16 protein-coding genes are annotated in these 17,862 nt (G+C 57.9%); 5 read left to right on the plus strand and 11 right to left on the minus strand.

The window, feature by feature from the left end:
* Positions 1-111 precede the first annotated feature (111 nt).
* Complete coding sequence (locus V6944_RS02245) at positions 112-831, plus strand: MerR family transcriptional regulator (RefSeq protein WP_333497721.1); 720 nt, start codon at positions 112-114, stop codon at positions 829-831.
* 59 nt (positions 832-890) lie between these two features.
* Complete coding sequence (locus V6944_RS02250) at positions 891-1,004, plus strand: protein YohO (RefSeq protein ID WP_333494539.1); 114 nt, start codon at positions 891-893, stop codon at positions 1,002-1,004.
* Here the strand turns inward: V6944_RS02250 and V6944_RS02255 are convergent.
* From V6944_RS02255 to bglX, 8 genes are all read right to left on the minus strand, one after another.
* The gene (locus V6944_RS02255) at positions 979-1,716 is read right to left on the minus strand and encodes an ABC transporter permease (protein WP_333497722.1); all 738 of its coding nucleotides are present in this window, start codon (positions 1,714-1,716) and stop codon (positions 979-981) included. The genes V6944_RS02250 and V6944_RS02255 overlap by 26 nt on opposite strands.
* On the minus strand, positions 1,700-2,647 hold the full coding sequence (locus V6944_RS02260) for an ABC transporter ATP-binding protein (protein ID WP_333497723.1): 948 nt from the start codon (positions 2,645-2,647) through the stop codon (positions 1,700-1,702). Before V6944_RS02260 ends, V6944_RS02255 begins: the two co-directional genes overlap by 17 nt.
* Positions 2,640-3,794: an ABC transporter permease gene (locus tag V6944_RS02265; RefSeq protein WP_333497724.1), complete on the minus strand. Its 1,155-nt coding sequence runs from the start codon at positions 3,792-3,794 to the stop codon at positions 2,640-2,642. Before V6944_RS02265 ends, V6944_RS02260 begins: the two co-directional genes overlap by 8 nt.
* A gap of 12 nt (positions 3,795-3,806) precedes the next feature.
* Positions 3,807-4,724, minus strand: coding sequence for a glycine betaine ABC transporter substrate-binding protein OsmF (gene osmF / locus V6944_RS02270; protein ID WP_333497725.1), 918 nt, complete (start codon positions 4,722-4,724; stop codon positions 3,807-3,809).
* A gap of 71 nt (positions 4,725-4,795) precedes the next feature.
* Positions 4,796-6,031: an MFS transporter gene (locus tag V6944_RS02275; protein WP_333497726.1), complete on the minus strand. Its 1,236-nt coding sequence runs from the start codon at positions 6,029-6,031 to the stop codon at positions 4,796-4,798.
* Positions 6,032-6,163: 132 nt separating this feature from the next.
* Entirely contained in the window at positions 6,164-7,726 is a 1,563-nt protein-coding gene (locus tag V6944_RS02280; protein WP_333497727.1) for an MFS transporter, read from the minus strand.
* Between the two features lie 62 nt (positions 7,727-7,788).
* Positions 7,789-9,129 (minus strand): glycoside hydrolase family 28 protein, encoded by a 1,341-nt coding sequence (locus V6944_RS02285; RefSeq protein ID WP_333497728.1) that lies wholly within the window; start codon positions 9,127-9,129, stop codon positions 7,789-7,791.
* Between the two features lie 401 nt (positions 9,130-9,530).
* A complete protein-coding gene (bglX, locus tag V6944_RS02290) occupies positions 9,531-11,828 on the minus strand; it encodes a beta-glucosidase BglX (protein WP_333497729.1) in 2,298 nt (765 codons plus the stop codon).
* 198 nt (positions 11,829-12,026) lie between these two features.
* Here bglX and dld point away from each other — a divergent pair, with 198 nt between their 5' ends.
* Positions 12,027-13,748, plus strand: a complete 1,722-nt coding sequence (dld, locus tag V6944_RS02295) for a D-lactate dehydrogenase (RefSeq protein ID WP_333497730.1) — start codon at positions 12,027-12,029, stop codon at positions 13,746-13,748.
* 121 nt (positions 13,749-13,869) lie between these two features.
* On the plus strand, positions 13,870-14,424 hold the full coding sequence (locus V6944_RS02300; RefSeq protein ID WP_185667042.1) for a GNAT family N-acetyltransferase: 555 nt from the start codon (positions 13,870-13,872) through the stop codon (positions 14,422-14,424).
* Here the strand turns inward: V6944_RS02300 and pbpG are convergent, their stop codons facing one another.
* Positions 14,425-15,378, minus strand: coding sequence for a D-alanyl-D-alanine endopeptidase (pbpG, locus tag V6944_RS02305; protein WP_185666932.1), 954 nt, complete (start codon positions 15,376-15,378; stop codon positions 14,425-14,427).
* 180 nt (positions 15,379-15,558) lie between these two features.
* Positions 15,559-16,146, minus strand: a complete 588-nt coding sequence (locus V6944_RS02310; RefSeq protein WP_185666931.1) for a Yip1 family protein — start codon at positions 16,144-16,146, stop codon at positions 15,559-15,561.
* Between the two features lie 154 nt (positions 16,147-16,300).
* Here V6944_RS02310 and V6944_RS02315 point away from each other — a divergent pair, with 154 nt between their 5' ends.
* Positions 16,301-16,873, plus strand: coding sequence for a DedA family protein (locus V6944_RS02315; RefSeq protein ID WP_333497731.1), 573 nt, complete (start codon positions 16,301-16,303; stop codon positions 16,871-16,873).
* Positions 16,874-16,938: 65 nt separating this feature from the next.
* Here the strand turns inward: V6944_RS02315 and V6944_RS02320 are convergent, their stop codons facing one another.
* On the minus strand, positions 16,939-17,595 hold the full coding sequence (locus V6944_RS02320; RefSeq protein WP_333497915.1) for an oligogalacturonate-specific porin KdgM family protein: 657 nt from the start codon (positions 17,593-17,595) through the stop codon (positions 16,939-16,941).
* Positions 17,596-17,862 lie beyond the last annotated feature (267 nt).

Genomic DNA, 17,862 nt, shown 5'->3' on the forward strand with positions numbered 1-17,862 from the left:
TCACATTTTATCCATCATCATCTCCGCGAAGTGGATAAAAAACAATCAAAGCAGGCCGTGCTGTTAATCCCCGTCTAAAGTTAAATGGGATATCGCATGCCGGAGGAAAAGATGGCGCTTTATACGATTGGTGAAGTCGCACAGCTCTGTGATATTAACCCGGTGACGCTTCGCGCCTGGCAGCGACGCTACGCGCTGCTGAAGCCGCAGCGCACCGACGGCGGCCATCGCCTGTTTAATGATGACGATATCGACCGCATCCGCGAGATCCAGCGCTGGATAGAAACCGGCGTGCAGGTGAGCAAAGTCAAAGGGCTGCTCAGCGAGCAGCAGGACGGCTGGCGGGAGCAGCAGGAAAAGGTGCTGAGCTACCTGCGCAGCGGTCATCTGCACCCGCTGCGCCTATGGGTGAAGGATCTGCGCCGCAGCCACAGCGCCCGCACGCTGGTTGATTGCCTGTTTAACCCCCTGCGCCAGCGGTTACAGAGCGCGCAGTTTGCCCAGCAAACGCTGCTGGGCCTGCTCGACGGCGTGTTGATTAACGACATTGCGTTGAATCTGGCCTCCGGTCGCCGTAAGTCGGGGCCGCACGCGCTGGTGGTCGGCTGGAACGTCACCGATATGACGCGCCTGTGGCTGGAGAGCTGGGTGGCCTGCGAACAGGGCTGGCGCGTTGATGTGCTGGCTCATACGCTCACCCATGTGCAGCCGGAGCTGTTCCCCGGCCAGACGCTGCTTGTCTGGTGCGGTGTGGCACCCAGCGCCTTGCAGCGGCAGCAGCTCGCCTGCTGGCAGGAAGAGGGCGTGGCCTTCGCGCTCCCCACAAATTAATCGTTCGTTAACAGACCAGCTTCGCGGTATAATCTTTTGGTTAACAAAAGGAGTACACCATGAAGTCTACCAAACTAGCCGCGATCTTCATTTTTGCCCTGATGGCCATCAGCGGTATTGGCGGCGTGATGCTCGCAGGCTATTCATTTATTGTGCGCGGCGGTGTCGGCTGAGCCGTAGACTCAGCCGCTCAAAGGCGCGGTCGACGATAATCGCCGCCAGCGCCACCAGTATCGCCCCTTGCACCACGTAGGCCGTGTTAAACCCACTCAGGCCGATAATAATTGGCGTGCCCAGCGTATTCGCGCCCACCGTGGAGGCGATGGTGGCCGTGCCGATATTAACGATAACCGAGGTCCGCACGCCCGCCACGATAACCGGCGCCGCTAACGGTAGCTCAACCTGACGCAGCCGCTGCCAGCCCGACATCCCCATCCCTTCTGCCACGCTCAACGCACTCAGCGGTACGGCCGCCAGCCCGGCTAACGTGCCTTGCAATACCGGCAGAATGCCATACAGGATCAGCGCAATAATCGCTGGTTTTTCACCAAAACCCATTACCGGAACCGCCAGCGCCAGTACCGCTACCGGCGGAAAAGTTTGCCCCATTGCCGCCAGCGTCTCAACCAGCGGGCGAAATTCACTGCCCGCCGGGCGCGTTACCGCCACGCCAGCACTCACGCCGATAACGATCGCCGTCAGGCTCGAAACCCCCACCAGCCAGGCATGAGCCAGCGTCAGCGACAAAAAACCTGCCTGCTGATAGAGCGGGCGCGGCTGTTCAGGAAACAACAGATGAAACAGCGGCTCGCTGTAGGGCAGGCCCACCAGCAGCCCGATAAACAGCGCCAGCAGCCACAGCAGCGGGTCACGGAATAGTCGCATCGCTCGGTTCCTCGCGTAGCAGGTCGGCAAAATGCAGCGTGCCGTAAGCCCTTCCAGCCTCATCCGCCACCGGCAAAACGGTGCGCCGCTGGTCCATAAAACCGGAGAGCGCATCGCGCAGCGACGCGGTAGCGATAATCGCCTCCCCCTCGGCTTGCTCGCCGTGGCGCACGTAGTCCGCCACCCGCCGCAGCGACAACAATCGCACGCCCAGCTCGCTACGGCCAAAGAAGGTGCGTACAAATTCGCTGCCCGGTTGGCTAAGCAACTGTAGCGGCGTGCCCTGCTGCACCACCTCGCCGCCGTCCAGCAGAATGATGTTGTCCGCCAGACGTAGCGCTTCGTCAATATCATGGGTTACCAGCACGATGGTGCGCCCCAACAGTTGGTGAATACGGCGCATCTCCTGCTGAAGCGCGCCGCGCGTCACCGGATCCAGCGCACCGAAGGGTTCATCCATCAGCAGCACCTCCGGGTCGCCCGCCAGCGCCCGCGCCACGCCGACGCGCTGCTGCTGGCCACCGGAGAGTTGATGCGGGAACCGCGTGCGCAGCGTCGGCTCCAGCCCCAGCAGCGCCATCAGTTCATCGATGCGCGCATCGACCTTTGCCTTCGGCCATTTCAGCAGTTGCGGCACGGTGGCGATGTTTTGCGCCACCGTCCAGTGCGGGAACAGGCCAATCGACTGAATAGCATAGCCCATGCGTCGGCGCAGGGTGAGCAGCGGCTGCTCGCGGATATCCTGCCCGGCAAAACGAATCGTCCCGCTATCGGGCTCCACCAGCCGGTTAATCATCTTGAGGGTGGTGGATTTCCCCGAACCGGAGGTACCAATCAGCACCGAAAACGCCCCTTCAGCCAGCCGCAATGAGAGGTTTTTTACCGCCGGATGGTGACCGAACGATTTGTTGACCTGGAAGAATTCAATCATCGCTCTCTCCTTGTAATAAGCTGCCCGCCAGGCTGAACAGCGCATCGGCGATAACCGCCATCGCGATGGTCGGGATCACGCCAAGCAGCACCAGATCCAGCGCGCTGCTGAGCAGCCCCTGGAACACCAGCGCCCCAAAGCCGCCCGCCCCAATCAGCGCCGCCACCACCGCCATGCCCACCGTCTGTACGGTTACCACCCGCAGGCTGCGCAGCAGTACCGGCAGCGCCAGCGGTAACTGCACGCGAAGAAAGATCTGGGCGCGGCTCATGCCCATCGCCGCCGCGCTTTCCTGCACCTGCATTGAGACCTGCTGCATCCCGGCGACCACGCCGCGTACGATAGGCAGCAGCGCGTAGAGCACCAGCGCAATCAGCGCCGGAGCCAAGCCGGTTCCCGCCACACCGAGATTCGCCAGCCACGGGAAGCGCTGCGCCAGCCCGGCAAGCGGCGCAATCAGCAGGCCGAACAGCGCCACCGAAGGAATGGTCTGAATAATGTTGAGGACAGTAAACACGCTCGACTGCCGCCCCGGATGCCGCCAGCACCACATGCCGAGCGGCACGCCGAGCAGCAGCCCCGGCAGCAGCGTGCCCCAGAGCAGCGTCAGGTGCTGGCTCAAGGCATCGTTAAAGGTCTCCTGCCGGTTGGCGTACTCTTTCATCAGCGACAGGCCATCAAGCGCCCCGCTCCACAACAGCCAGCAAGGCAGCAGCCACAGCTGCACGTTCAACAGCCAGCGCCACCGCGCATGCGATGTCAGGCGGCGAATAGCCTCGCTGCAAATCAGCAACATCAGCAGTAAGCCCAGCCATAGCCCGCTCCCCGGTGAGGTTCGCGCCAGCGGGCTGCTGCTCTGCGCCAGTTGCTGCGCAGCCTCGCCGCTCGCCCACAGCAGGAGCGCAAAGCCGCCTTCGGCCAGCAGCAGAATCAACAGACTCGGCAGCCGCCCAGGCAGCCAGCTAAGCCACAAAAACAGCGCCGGAATAATCAGCAGGATAAGCGGAGGGAAATCCCAGATTTGCCATAGCCAACGGCCTTCGCCCGATACCAGACGGTTCGGGGCGAAATTGACAAACGGCAGCGCGGCGGCAGCCAGCAACAGAACCGCCAGCAGCGCCACCACGCGATGAGTACAACGAGGCATGCGATTAACCGATTACTTCGCCCACCCTTTTTGCTTCAGGTATTCCGCCGCCACGGTTTTGGCGTCCAGCCCTTCGACCGCAATCTTCGCGTTCAGCGTTTGCAGGGTCTTTTCATCTAGGCTCGCGAACACCGGCTTCAGCCATTCGTCCAGTTGCGGATAGGCTTTCAGCACCGCTTCACGCACCACCGGCGTCGGCGCATAAATCGGCTGCACGCCTTTCGGATCGCTCAGGGTCTGTAGCCCCAGCGCCGCCACCGGGCCGTCGGTGCCGTAGGCCATCGCCGCGTTGACGCCAGAGGTTTGCTGCGCCGCCGCCTTAATGGTGACGGCGGTGTCTCCGCCCGCCAGCGACAGCAGCTGGTCCTGACTCAGTTTGAAATCGTAGGCTTTTTCAAACGCCGGCAGCGCATCCGGGCGTTCGATAAATTCAGCAGAGGCTGCCAGCTTAAAGGTGCCGCCTTTTTTCAGATAGCCGCTCAGGTCGGCCAGCGAAGTGAGTTTATTTTGTTCCGCCAGGTCTTTGCGAACGGCGATGGTCCAGGTGTTATTCGCCGGTGCAGGGGTCAGCCAGATCAGATGATTTTTCTCGGCATCGAGCTTTTTCACTTTCTCATAGCCCGCCGCCGCATTTTTCCAGGCCGCATCGGTTTCATCTTTGAAGAAGAACGCGCCGTTGCCGGTGTACTCCGGGTAGATATCCAGCGCGTTGGAGGTGATAGCACCGCGCACCACCGGCGTGGTGCCAAGCTGAACCTTGTTCACCGTTTTGACGCCGTGGCTTTCCAGCACCTGCAGGATAATGTTCCCCAGCAACGCCCCTTCGGTATCAATTTTTGACCCTACTTTTACCGGCTCCACGGCCTGTAACGGCAGCGCAACCGCCGCCAGGAGCACCAGTGACGCCGTCCATCCCCTTGCCATCGTCATACGCTTTCCTCTTATTATTTGCGCTCAATTAACAGGCGCTTAAGTAAAAAGCGTAGACGAAATCTCAGTAATCAGCCCTTTTTCGGGATCGTTAACGGGATCGTCAGCAAGCTCGCGGCGAAGTACAGCAGCGCGATTACCCACAGCGTACCCTCCACGCCGAGCGGGTTAACGCACAGGGTGACGATAAATGGCCCGACAAAATTGCTCAGGCCAGAGCCAAGGTTCAGGCAGGAGATCGCCGCGCCTTTATTTTCCGGCAGCAGCGAGGGAATCAGCGCGCTCAGCGGGCCGAAAGCGCCAAGGCCGATGGCATAAATCGCCAGCGCGATAACCATCGCCACACTGCTATGGCCAAACAGCACCGGTGCATAGCACACCGCCAGCGCCGACGCGCCGCAGAGCGTTCCGGCAAACCAGACCACGGTGTTACGCCAGCCGATGGTATCGCCCAGCCAGCCGAAGAAGTAGTTGGCGAAGATATTCACCACGTTCACCAACCCCCAGATGGTCAACCACTCTTCAATGCTGAAGCCAAAGCGCGGCAGGTAAACCGGCATCAAAATCACCAGCGAGAACTTGCCGATATCGTTGATGGTTTTAACCACCACCGCCAGGCGCATTTTCGGCTCGCGCACCAGCACAATAATCCCCTCCGCCAGCGCCTTGCCGACCGCACCATCCTGCTGCCACTGCGGTTTATCGCGATTGAGGAGCAGCGCGCAGCCGCAGCCCGCCAGCACAAAGATAAAGCCGGAGAGTAAGGTGGTGGTCTCCCCCAGACGCGGGATCATAAAGCCGGAGAACCACGGCCCGACGATAGTCATGCCGACGCCGAAGGCAATCCAGAACCAGGAGACGGCGCGGCCGAGAATCCGGCTTTCGCAGCGCTGGTTAATCCACACCAGAAACGAGTAGGCGAACAGCGGATAGGCCATACCGCGCACCGCGTAGCTCACCATCATCAATGGGTAGTTGCCGTCCGGCAGCGCGACGAAAATAAACGGTACCGAGCCGACAAAGTAGAGCAGCGTCGCCAACCACATCAGGCGACGAATGCCAAGTACGCCCGCCCCAATCCCGGAAAACCACGAAATCGCCGCCACGCATAGGCCAAAGACGGATGACAGCAGGCTGATATGTACCGCATCAAGCCCGCGCTGTTGCAGCAGAGAGGCCAGCCAGCTCTGTTCGATAGTTGCCCCGGTAATAAACAGGAAGACGCCCACGAATCCCCATACCAGCTCGCGCGGGAGGCCGAGGCGTGCCCAGATGCCCTGTTGAATATATAAACTTTGATCGGTCATTTCTGATATCCAAAAAAACGTCCCAGCCGTAGCTGGGGGTTGTGCGGTTTGTTTCCCGGCGTCGTTTCACTCGGCCGGGCTACAGGTGTTGGTTTGTAGCCCGGGCGAGCGCAGCGACCCCGGGATTGGCACCTATGCGTTATTCAACTGCGCTAACTGATGCTGTTTGGCTTTGAGCAGGCTGCGGTTGACGTGGCCGACGGTGTTATCCCCCCAGCAGTGGTCGTACGGCATCCCGGTCAGGCTTTCGATAACCTCTTTGGTTTCTGCCGTGACGGTTACTTTGCTGCCGCCCTGTTTCAGGCGTGCCACTTCTTCATTCAGCACCGCATGGGTACGGCTGTTGACTTTGAACTGGAAGGCCGACCAGATGCCCCACAGAGTCAGGAGAACCGGCAGAATAATCATGATGGCGAGGATCATATTAATCGCCGACTGCGGCTGGCTGGTGTGGCCGGTGATAAAGCCGGACATCTGCAGCGCCACGCCAACGAGGAAGATGGAGAACGCCTGGGACGCTTTACGCAGCAGGCTCATAAAGCCCGCGAAGATCCCTTCACGACGGTTGCAGGTCAGAATTTCATCCACATCCGCCACGAAGGTGTAATTGTTCCATGGAATGGAGTAGATACCGCCGCGCGCCAGACCGGCCACGCCCGCAGCCAGATACAGCATGGACATGCTGGTCGAGCCGTAGAGATAGGTCACCGCGAACAGGGCAAACGCCACCAGCGCCATTAGCGCCTGAGTCGCAAACGCGCGGGACGGCGAGTAACGCAGGGTCAGCCAGGTGGCGACGCCGACACCGAAGAACTGCAGACCGTTGATCACGCTCAACAGGTTACTGGCGACAACGGAAGAGGTCGCCAGGGCAAAGACCACGAAATAGGTAAAGACGGAGTTAAAGATATCCTGCGCGACCGAACCGCCCAGATACATCCCCAGGTGAGAACGGAAGGTTTTAATTTTCAGCGTAGAGATGAAATCGTAGTAGATATCGAACAGGCGCTTACTCAGCGGCAGCTTCTCTTCGGTCTCAACGCTGCGTTCGCTCTGCTCAATCTCTTCCAGCGAACGTTCCCAGGTGCCGAAGTAAACGAAGAACAGCACCACCATAAAGGCAACGGTGAAAATCGCCCCGGCGTAGAAGAACGATATCGCCGAATCAGAACCAAAGTAGGCCAGCAGGCGGCCCGGCAGGAATGCGGCGGTGAAGCCCGCGAACTGCGCGATATACATACGAGCGCTGGTCAGCTTAGAGCGTTTGGTGAAGTCGTTAGTCATCTCGGCCGACAGGGTGTCGTACGGGATCAAAATCATCGAGTAGACGATTTCAAACAGGATATAGACCAGCAGGTACATCCAGTAGTTAAAGCCCTGCACCCACAGCAGGCTGTAAACCGCCACCAGCGGAATGCTCAGCAGCAGGAAGAAACGGCGACGGCCAAAGCGACGACCGAGGCGGGTTTTGTGGAAGTTATCGGAGATGTAGCCCATGCACGGACACATGATCACATCGACGATACGCGCCACGGCGAACAGCGAACCTGCTTCAATCGGCGTCAGGCCGCAGAAGGTGGTCAGGAAGAACAGCAGCCAGGCACTCACCAGAGTAAAAGCCCCTGAACCGATAACATCGGCCAGGCCGTAACAGATATAGTTGTGGAGTTTTATCTCCCGCACTTTTTTTATCATTTTCCATCCCCTTGAACATAACAGGACGGCGAGGCTGCAAGCCGCGCCGTCGTCAAATAGCATCAGGCGTCGGCGTTTTCCTGCACGATGGCGTGCTCACTCCAGCCCTGCGGCAGCGGCTGCGGGCGGCGAATGCGCAAATCGTTAAGCGTGAGTCCCCTCACCCCGTTGGCGTACAGCGCGGGCAGGCCGCCCGGATAGGCATCCACGCCCCAGGCGCGGCCAGTTTGCGGGTTCACGCGATAGGCGTTATCCAGCCCCATCCCGGTTGGGCTTGCCGGATTGCACGGCGGGCGGATGTCATAGCAGCCCTGCTCGTCGGACGGGCCGGCAAGCTGCTGCAATGAAAGCCCGTTGAAGGTGACGTGGCGGATATCACCCGGCGTTTCCGCGTGCAGGTTGATGGCCCCTTCGCTCACCCCAGAAAGCTGGCTGAAGGTAATCTCCTCGACCCTTCCCGGCGGTATCTGCGGGTCGCGGTGGCGCACGGAGATAAACACCGGGTCGGCTTTGCCCCAGTGGCACGGGTGGCCGTGACGGCAGTCGAACAGAATGTTGCTGAAGATCATCTGGCTGAACTGGCCGCCGTCGCGGGAGACCAGGCCAATGCCGCGGTTGGACTCAAAGATTGAGCAGTTGTGCACCGCGATATGGCTGATGTCGGCGAAGGTTTCGGTGCCAATTTTGATGGCGCAGCTTTTTGAGCGGATCAGGCAGTTGCTCACCACCACGTGGCGCGTTGGCTGCTGGAGCCCTTCCGGTTTGCGGGTGGTTTTCACGCAGATGCCGTCATCGGCGGCGCTGAAGTAGCTGTCGCTGATATGCACGTGCTGACAGCTGTCGATATCCAGCGCGTCGGTATTGGAGAGCGCCAGATCGTTATCAATGGTCAGGTTCTGGATAAACACCTGGTTGCAGCTCACCAGATGTGCGGTCCACATCGGCGAGTCGCTGATGGTGATATCACGGATGCGCACCTGCTGACAGCCTTCCAGCACCAGCATGCGCGGGCGCATGGTTTTCGGCTGACGGTAGCCCTGGGCATCGGCGCACTCAGAAAACCAGGCGCTGGCCCCGCCCGCCAGGCAGCCTTCGCCGCTGAGCGTAATGTGGTGGGCGTTGTGCGCATAAATCAGTGCCATGCGGGACAGTTCGGCGACGGTTTGCGTCAGCTCAGCCGGATAATCCTCGGCGCGAGGGCTAGCCAGCAGGCGCGCACCCGCTTCCAGATGCAGAGTAAAGTTCGACGGCAGGACCAGCGTGCCGGTCATCCAGTCGCCCGGAGAAACCACCAGCGTGCCGCCACCGGCGCGGTCGATTTCATCAATCAACTGCTGAAGCTGCGCGGTAAGCGGGGTGTTGCCGCTGCGGTCGAGGGCGGTGTTATGCAATGAAATCTTCATGTGGCTACCTGCGTAGATTGAGATAGCTGCATTTAACGCGGTTACGCCGATTCTCTCGCCGGGCAGATACGGGCTTTTTTACGTATTAGTGAATGGCATCACGCCGGTTATGGCCCCCGGTCATCGCTTTTGAGCAAGCGCACAAAACGGCGAGGCGGCGGGATTTGATGAGTGACGGAGGTCACATATTGGTTGGGTTTGGCGGGGGAAAAGCGGTGGGTTGACGCAGATAGGGGTGGGATAGTGGATAAATTGGGAGGGGGATCACAAAGCGGTGCGGGAGTCAGGGTTGGGGGATTGCTCCCCTCACCCTAACCCTCTCCCCAAGGGGGAGAGGGAACCGTTCGGTGCTCGCATACGCCCTCTCCCTTTTAGGGAGAGGGCCGGGGTGAGGGTAATCCTTACAGCAGCTCGAACTCGCCCTGCTTCACGCGCGCCGAATCCACACCGATAAAGACGTTAAACTTGCCCGGCTCCGCCGCGTACTGCATCTGCTGGTTCCAGAACTTCAGCGCGTTGACGTCAATCGGGAAGCTGACGGTCTGGGTTTCACCCGGCTTCAGGGTCACTTTCTCAAACCCTTTCAGCTGTTTAACCGGACGGCTCATCGAGGCGGTGACATCCTGCAGGTACATCTGGATAACCGTTGCCCCTTCACGCTTGCCGGTGTTGGTCACCTGCACGCTGGCGGTCACGCTGCCGCCCGCTTTCATGGTTGGCGCAGACAGCTTCACGTCGGAGACCGAGAAGGTGGTGTAGCTCAGGCCGTAACCAAACGGATAGAGTGGACCGTTCGCTTCATCGAAGTAGCGTGAGGTGTACTTGTTCGGCTTGTCAGCATTATACGGGCGACCGGTGTTCAGGTGGCTGTAGTACTGCGGAATCTGCCCCACGGAGCGCGGGAAGGACATCGGCAGCTTACCGGACGGGTTGTAGTCGCCAAACAGCACGTCGGCGATAGCGTTACCGCCTTCAGTACCGGCAAACCAGGTTTCCAGAATGGCGTCAGCCTGCTGGTCTTCTTTCACCAGCGTCAACGGGCGACCGTTCATCAGCACTAAGACCAGCGGCTTGCCGGTGGCTTTCAGCGCGGCAATCAGATCCTGCTGGCTTTTCGGAATCGAAAGTTCGGTACGGCTGGAGGCTTCATGCGCCATGCCCTGCGCTTCACCGACCACGGCAACGACAACATCGGACTGTTTCGCCGCTGCAACCGCTTCATCAATCATCGCCTGCGGCGAGCGCGGGTCAATTTTTACCGCCTCTTCGTACAGATTCAGGAAGTCGACGATACCTTTGTCGTTGGTGACATTAGCGCCTTTGGCATAAACCACTTTGCCTTCGTTGCCCATCACGTTCTTGATACCGGTCAGCACGGTCACCGACTGCGCGGCAACGCCTGCGGCAGACCAGCTCCCCATCACGTCGCGTTGGCTATCGGCCAGCGGACCCACCACGGCGACGGTGGCATTTTTCTTCAGCGGCAGCGTTTCCAGACGGTTTTTCAGCAGCACCAGGCTCTGGCGCGCAACTTCACGCGCTTCGGTGCGGTGCAGGCGGCTTTCCGCGTTGGTGTCCTGCGGGTCAGAATCTTTCGGCCCTAAGTGGCTGTACGGGTCGTTAAACAGCCCCATGTCATATTTGACGTTCAGCACGTGGCGCGTGGCATCGTCGAGTTCCGCCATCGTGACCTTGCCCGACTTAATCAACCCCGGCAGGTATTTGCTGTAGAACTCGTCGCTCATACTCATGTCGATACCGGCTTTCAGCGCGACGCGCACCGCATCTTCCGGGTCGGCGGCCACGCCGTGTTTAATCAGCTCTTTGATGGCCCCGTGGTCGGAAACGGTAATGCCTTTAAAGCCCCACTGCTTACGCAGCACGTCTTTCATCAGCCAGGCGTCGGCGGTGGCCGGGGTGCCATTTAGCGAGTTCAGGCCGATCATTACCGCGCCGCTGCCGGCATCCAGCCCCGCTTTGTACGGCGGCATATAGTCGTTGAACAGGCGCTGCGGGCTCATGTCGACGGTGTTGTACTCTTTACCGCCTTCCACCGCGCCGTAGGCGGCGAAGTGCTTCACGCTGGTCATCACCGAGTAGCGGTCTGCCGGGCTTTTGCCCTGCATCGCTTCCACCATGGTTTCACCCATGATGGAGGTTAGGTAGGTATCTTCGCCAAAGCCTTCAGAGGCACGGCCCCAGCGCGGGTCGCGGGACACGTCGACCATCGGCGCCCAGGTCATGTTCAGACCGTCGTCCGCCGCTTCATAGGCCGAAATGCGACCCACGGTTTTCACCGCATCGAGGTTAAAGGTGGAGGCCAGCCCTAAGCTAATCGGGAAGACGGTACGCTGACCGTGTACCACGTCATAGGCGAAGAACAGCGGGATCTTCAGGCGGCTGAGGGACATCACCTGATCCTGCATGGCGCGGATATCCTGACGGGTGACGGTATTAAAAATCGCCCCCACCTGCCCTTCTTTGATCATGTCGCGAATGGCTTCTTTCGGGTTGTCCGGCCCGACGCTAATCAGGCGCAGCTGACCGATTTTTTCATCAACCGTCATCTTCTTGAGCAAACCGGTCACAAAGGCGTCACGCGCCTGCGGCGTGAGGAGGTGGTTGCCGAACAGATCTTCCGCCAGAGCGGGTTGCAGCGCCAGGCTCACGGCGACGCCAACAGAAAGTAGCCATTTCATATTCTTGTAATCTCTTTATTCCATGCCGGGTAGCGCGGCGAGAGTCGATGAAAAAACGCAGTTTGCCATAAACTTAAAGGACGGCGGTACAGAAAGCTAAGGTTATTCTCTGATTTTTAGAAACATTCACTCACCAAATGATCATACAAAGCGCTATTCTTAGAAACGACAAATTTGTCCCACCACAAGGAGTGGAGAATGTCTTCTCAAACGACAACTGATAATAATGCGCTGATTAACGAACTCTCCCGCCTGGTTGGTCATGCCCACCTGCTGACCGACCCCGCCAAAACCGCTCGCTATCGCAAAGGCTTCCGTTCCGGCCACGGCGACGCGCTGGCCGTGGTCTTCCCCGGCTCCCTGCTTGAGCTGTGGCGCGTGCTGAACGCCTGCGTCAACGCCGACAAAATTATTCTGATGCAGGCCGCCAACACCGGCCTGACCGAAGGTTCAACCCCGAGCGGTAACGACTACGACCGCGATATCGTCATTATCAGCACCCTGCGCCTCGATAAGCTGCACCTGCTGGATAACGGCGAACAGGTGCTGGCATGGCCGGGCACCACGCTCTATTCACTGGAAAAAGCGCTGAAGCCCTTTGGCCGCGAGCCGCATTCAGTGATCGGTTCTTCCTGTATCGGCGCCTCGGTGATTGGCGGTATCTGCAACAACTCTGGCGGCTCGCTGGTGCAGCGCGGCCCGGCCTACACCGAAATGTCGCTGTTTGCACGCATTGACGAACAGGGCAAGCTGACGCTGGTCAACCATCTGGGCATTGACCTTGGCGAAACGCCGGAGCAGATCCTCAGCAAGCTCGACGACGAGCGCGTCAAAGACAGCGACGTGCAGCACGATGGCCGCCACGCGCATGACTATGACTACGTGAACCGCGTGCGCGACGTGAACGCGGATACGCCAGCGCGTTACAACGCCGACCCGGAACGTCTGTTTGAATCCTCCGGCTGTGCGGGCAAGCTGGCGGTGTTTGCGGTGCGCCTCGACACCTTCCCGGCGGAAAAACGCCAGCAGGTGTTCTATATCGGCACCAACCAGCCGGACGTGCTGACCGAAATTCGCCGCCATATTCTGGCGGAGTTCAAAAATCTGCCGGTGGCGGGCGAATATATGCACCGCGATATCTACGATATTGCCGAGCAGTACGGCAAAGATACTTTCCTGATGATCGACAAGCTCGGCACCGACAAAATGCCGTTCTTCTTCACCATGAAGGGCCGCGCAGATGCGATGCTGGAAAAAGTGTCGCTGTTCAAGCCGCACTTCACCGACCGCTTTATGCAAAAGCTGGGGCACGCCTTCCCGGCGCATCTGCCGGAGCGCATGAAAACCTGGCGCGATAAGTACGAACATCACCTGCTGCTGAAAATGTCCGGTGACGGCATTGATGAAGCGCAGGCGTGGCTGACCGAATACTTTAAAGAGGCAGAAGGTGACTTCTTCGTCTGCACGCCGGAAGAAGGCAGCAAAGCGTTCCTGCACCGCTTCGCGGCGGCGGGTGCGGCCATCCGCTACCAGGCGGTTCACGCTGATGAGGTGGAAGATATTCTGGCGCTGGATATCGCGCTACGCCGTAACGATACCGAGTGGTTCGAGCACCTGCCGGCGGAAATCGACAGCAAGCTGGTGCATAAGCTCTATTACGGGCACTTTATGTGTTACGTGTTCCACCAGGATTATATCGTCAAGAAAGGGGTCGATCCGCACGAGGTGAAAGAGCAGATGCTGGCCCTGCTGCGGGAACGCGGCGCGCAGTACCCGGCGGAGCATAACGTAGGGCATCTGTATGAAGCAGATGAAAACCTGAAGCGCCATTACCGCGAAAACGATCCGACCAACAGCATGAACCCGGGGATCGGTAAAACCAGTAAGCTCAAATATTGGGGCGAAAAAACCGACGTGTAATGCGACGCTGGTAGAATTTCCCGGGGTCGGCGTAAACGTCTCGCTCGGGCTACGATTCGCATGTAGCCCGGCCGAGCGCAGCGACGCCGGGAACTTTCCCAACACGATAAGGAATACAATGATGTCTACGCTTGATGTCACCCGCGACGGCGATGTTGAAATCCGTGACGCGCAGGCTGACGATGTACAAGCCATTGCCGCGCTGTATGCCTGGCACGTTCTTAACGGCCGCGCCTCGTTTGAAGAGGTGCCGCCGTCCATTGATGAAATGCAGCAGCGGATGCGCAATATTCAGGAACAGGGCCTGCCGTGGCTGGTGGCGCTCTATCGCGGCGAAGTGGTCGGTTACTGCTATGCGAACCACTACCGCCCTCGCCCGGCCTACCGTTACACCCTTGAAGAGTCTATCTACGTCGACACCACCATGACGGCGCACGGTATAGGCAGCCGTCTGTTAACGGCGCTGATTACGATTTGCGAGCAAGGGCCATGGCGGCAACTGCTGGCGGTGATTGGCGACGGCAATAACAATACCGGTTCGCTGCGCCTGCATAAAAAGCACGGTTTCGAGGTGGTGGGTCAACTGCGTAGCGTCGGCTACAAGATGGGTGACTGGCGGGATACGGTGATTATGCAGCGTCCACTCAACGATGGAGACTGGACGCTGCCCGAGTAATTAATCGTCCTGGGTGGTCTGCCCGCTCTTCTGGGCTCTGGCGATATCGCCTTCCACCTGGGCTTCCTTCTGCTTTTTATAGCTCAGCGCGGCCGCAGGTACCGGCATCACTTTCCCGGTTTCTACCCAGGTACGCAGACGGCTGGCGTCGGCGAAGTGGGTAAATTTACCGAACGCATCCATTACCACCATCGCCACCGGACGCTTGTTCATCACGGTGCGCATTACCAGGCAGTGACCCGCAGCGTTAGTAAAGCCGGTTTTGGTCAGCTGAATGCTCCAGTTATCGCGATACACCAGATGGTTGGTATTGCGGAATGGCAGCGTATAGGCCGGATGGGCGAAGGTCGCGGTGTCTTCTTTGGTGGTGCTGAGCTGGCCAATCAGCGGGTACTGTTTGGTGGCAATCAGCAGCTTCGTCAGGTCACGCGCGGTCGACACGTTATGAATCGAAAGCCCGGTTGGCTCAACGTAGCGGGTATTGGTCATCCCCAGCGATTTTGCCTTTGCGTTCATCGCGCGGATAAACGCGTCATAGCCGCCCGGATAGTGGTGAGCCAGGCTCGCCGCCGCGCGGTTTTCTGAAGACATCAGCGCCAGCAGCAGCATATTTTTACGGCTGATCTGGCTGTTCAGGCGCACACGAGAGTAAATTCCCTTCATCTCTGGCGTATGGCTGATGTCCACCGTCAGGATCTCATCCAGCGGCAAATGCGCGTCCAGCACCACCATCGCCGTCATCAGCTTGGTGATAGAGGCCATCGGGCGCACCAGATCCGGCTGGTTGGCGTAAATAACTTTGTTCGTTTCAAGATCAACAATCATCGCGCTACCGGAAGCAATTTCCGGCTGCGAGGCAACGGCGGTGACGGCCGTTTTAGCACTCGCCTGAGGCGCAAAAGGCAAAGCCAGCACAAAGGCAAGGCTCAGCAGGGAAACGCGAAATTTCTGCATGGTGAGTATTCTGGTGGTTATTTATGCACATTATGATAGACAACCGCCTCGTACCTAAGGGGTACGAAGCGGAATGGCTCATCATAGCGCGGAGTACGCGGCATCTACCAGAAAAGAATAGTGAATAAATGCTGCATTGCTGACGGAATCTGCATTCACATCAGCAATGCATTCAGCGAGTTAAAACAGCCTGTATCCGTAGCCCCACAGCACCACGGTCAGCGCCAGCAGAACCTCCAGTACCAGCACCCCAATAGCGAGGGTGGAACTGGCGAAGCTCAGCCCCTCTTCCCGGTTAATATTGAGGAAGGTAGGAATACCGACGTAGAGCAAATACCCGGTGTAGAACAACGCCACCGTCCCCACCAGCGCGCATAGCCACACCAGTGGATAGAGCGCGACGATACCGCTCAGGAAGATTGGCGTCGCCACGTAGCCGGCAAACACCATACAGCGCTTGAGTGAAGGGCGCTGCGGGTAGTTACGCGCCATCCACCAGATAACCCGGCCCATTACCGCTACGCCCGCCAGCATAAGCGCGTAGAACAGTATCGCCAGCCCAATCCCGGTCATCAGTGACAGCCTGACCACGGTGCCTTCGCCAAAGTTCCAGCCAAGCTGGGTGGTACCGATAAACGCGCACACCACCGGAATGGCCGCCATCACCAGCACATGATGCATATAGTGGTGAGAGACGGTTTCGTTCTCACTACGGATCACATGCATCTCTTTATCAGGGTGGGAGAAGAGTCCCCATACATGGTTCATAACGCCTCCTCAGCACGGCTTCGTACCACGTTGCTCTAAGTATAATTCACATGAATAGATTGTTTTATGTACAACGCAAAAAATAGACGCAGCCGCACTTCTCGCGTGAGGGTGTATGATTAAAGGATTGATGCAGTAAGGAGTGAGTGTTTGCATGGATATCAATAACCTGATTTCCCACTATGGTTACGCTGCGCTGGTGATTGGCAGTATGGCGGAGGGCGAGACCATTACGCTGCTCGGCGGGGTGGCGGCGCATCAGGGTCTGTTGAAGTTCCCCTTAGTGGTCATTTCGGTGGCGCTGGGCGGTATGATTGGCGACCAGTTGCTGTACCTGCTTGGTCGGCGGTTTGGTGGGCGGCTGCTTAAACGTTTTTCACGCCACCAGGCGCGCATTCGCAAGGCGCAGCGGCTGATTAAAAATCGTCCCTACCTGTTCGTGATTGGCACCCGTTTTATGTACGGTTTCCGCGTTATTGGGCCGCTGTTGATTGGCGCCAGCGGATTGCCGCCGAAGATCTTCCTGCCGCTGAATATTCTGGGGGCGTTAATCTGGGCGCTGCTGTTCACCACGCTCGGCTATCTGGGCGGTGAAGCGATTGGCCCGTGGCTGCATCATCTGGATAAGCATCTGAAGCACCTCATCTGGCTGGCGCTGGTGGTCGTACTGGTGATTGCCGTTCGTTGGTGGATGAAGCATCGGGAAGCGAAAAAACCGCAGGAATAAACCCGGCATAGGCCGGGTTATAGGTAGCCCGGCCGAGCAACGCGACGCCGGGAATCACGCAAAACTTAAAACGAATACTGCACGCCTACACGATAACGCGTCTGACGCTCGTCGGTGGTATTTCGCACGGAAACGTTGCCGATTTCCACGTACGGCTTCCAGTTTTTATCAATACTGTAGGCCGTTTTGAAGTTCAGCTCGTAGTCATCTTTACCGTTGTCATAGCGATTAAAATCTTCGCTCTTTTTATAAATATAGTTGCCTTCGAATGCCCATGGCCCGATTTTATAGCCCAGCCACAGGTCACCACGGTTAATATGTTCATCGTCCTTATCCACCGAGGTATCACGAACATATTCGTAGCGATATCGCGCGGCAAGATAAATACCATTACTGAAATTATACTGCCCACGAATATACGGTTTATATATTGACTTCGACGAAGAGGTTTCTAATGCAAAACCGGGTTGAATCGTTATTTCCGGCGTTGCATTAAACTGATAGCTCACCACATATTCGCTACCATTATCGACAACGTCATTAAACATTTTCCGCGAATGTTCACCGCCCGATTTGCTTTTTGCCTCAACCGAGAAGCCAAAGCCGTTAGCAAAGCGGTGTGATATCAGCACCCTGTCCTTCTGCGCCTGACTGTCGTCCGTATACTCATGGCGCAGATCGATAGTGACCGCATGTGCGGACGCGCTGGCAAAGGCCAGCATCCCAAAGGTTATTAATTTTTTCACGCAATCGTCCTCTGTTTTTATCGTTAACTCCAAAGCGGTGAGGAACTGGCTTTAATATTTAAAATATGAATATAAAAAGGTGTAGGGTATTTATTATCAATAAAGAATATTTTTTCTTCGGAGGGCGATAGTAGTGGCGAGAAAATGAAGTGTCATTCATTTAAATCAAAATACGTGATCGCAAACATATTTTAATGCAATATCGATGGCGATTTTTAATAAAAATAAAAATCCAATACTGAG

This window comes from Kluyvera sp. CHPC 1.2972, assembly GCF_036759925.1.
Lineage (GTDB): Bacteria > Pseudomonadota > Gammaproteobacteria > Enterobacterales > Enterobacteriaceae > Kluyvera.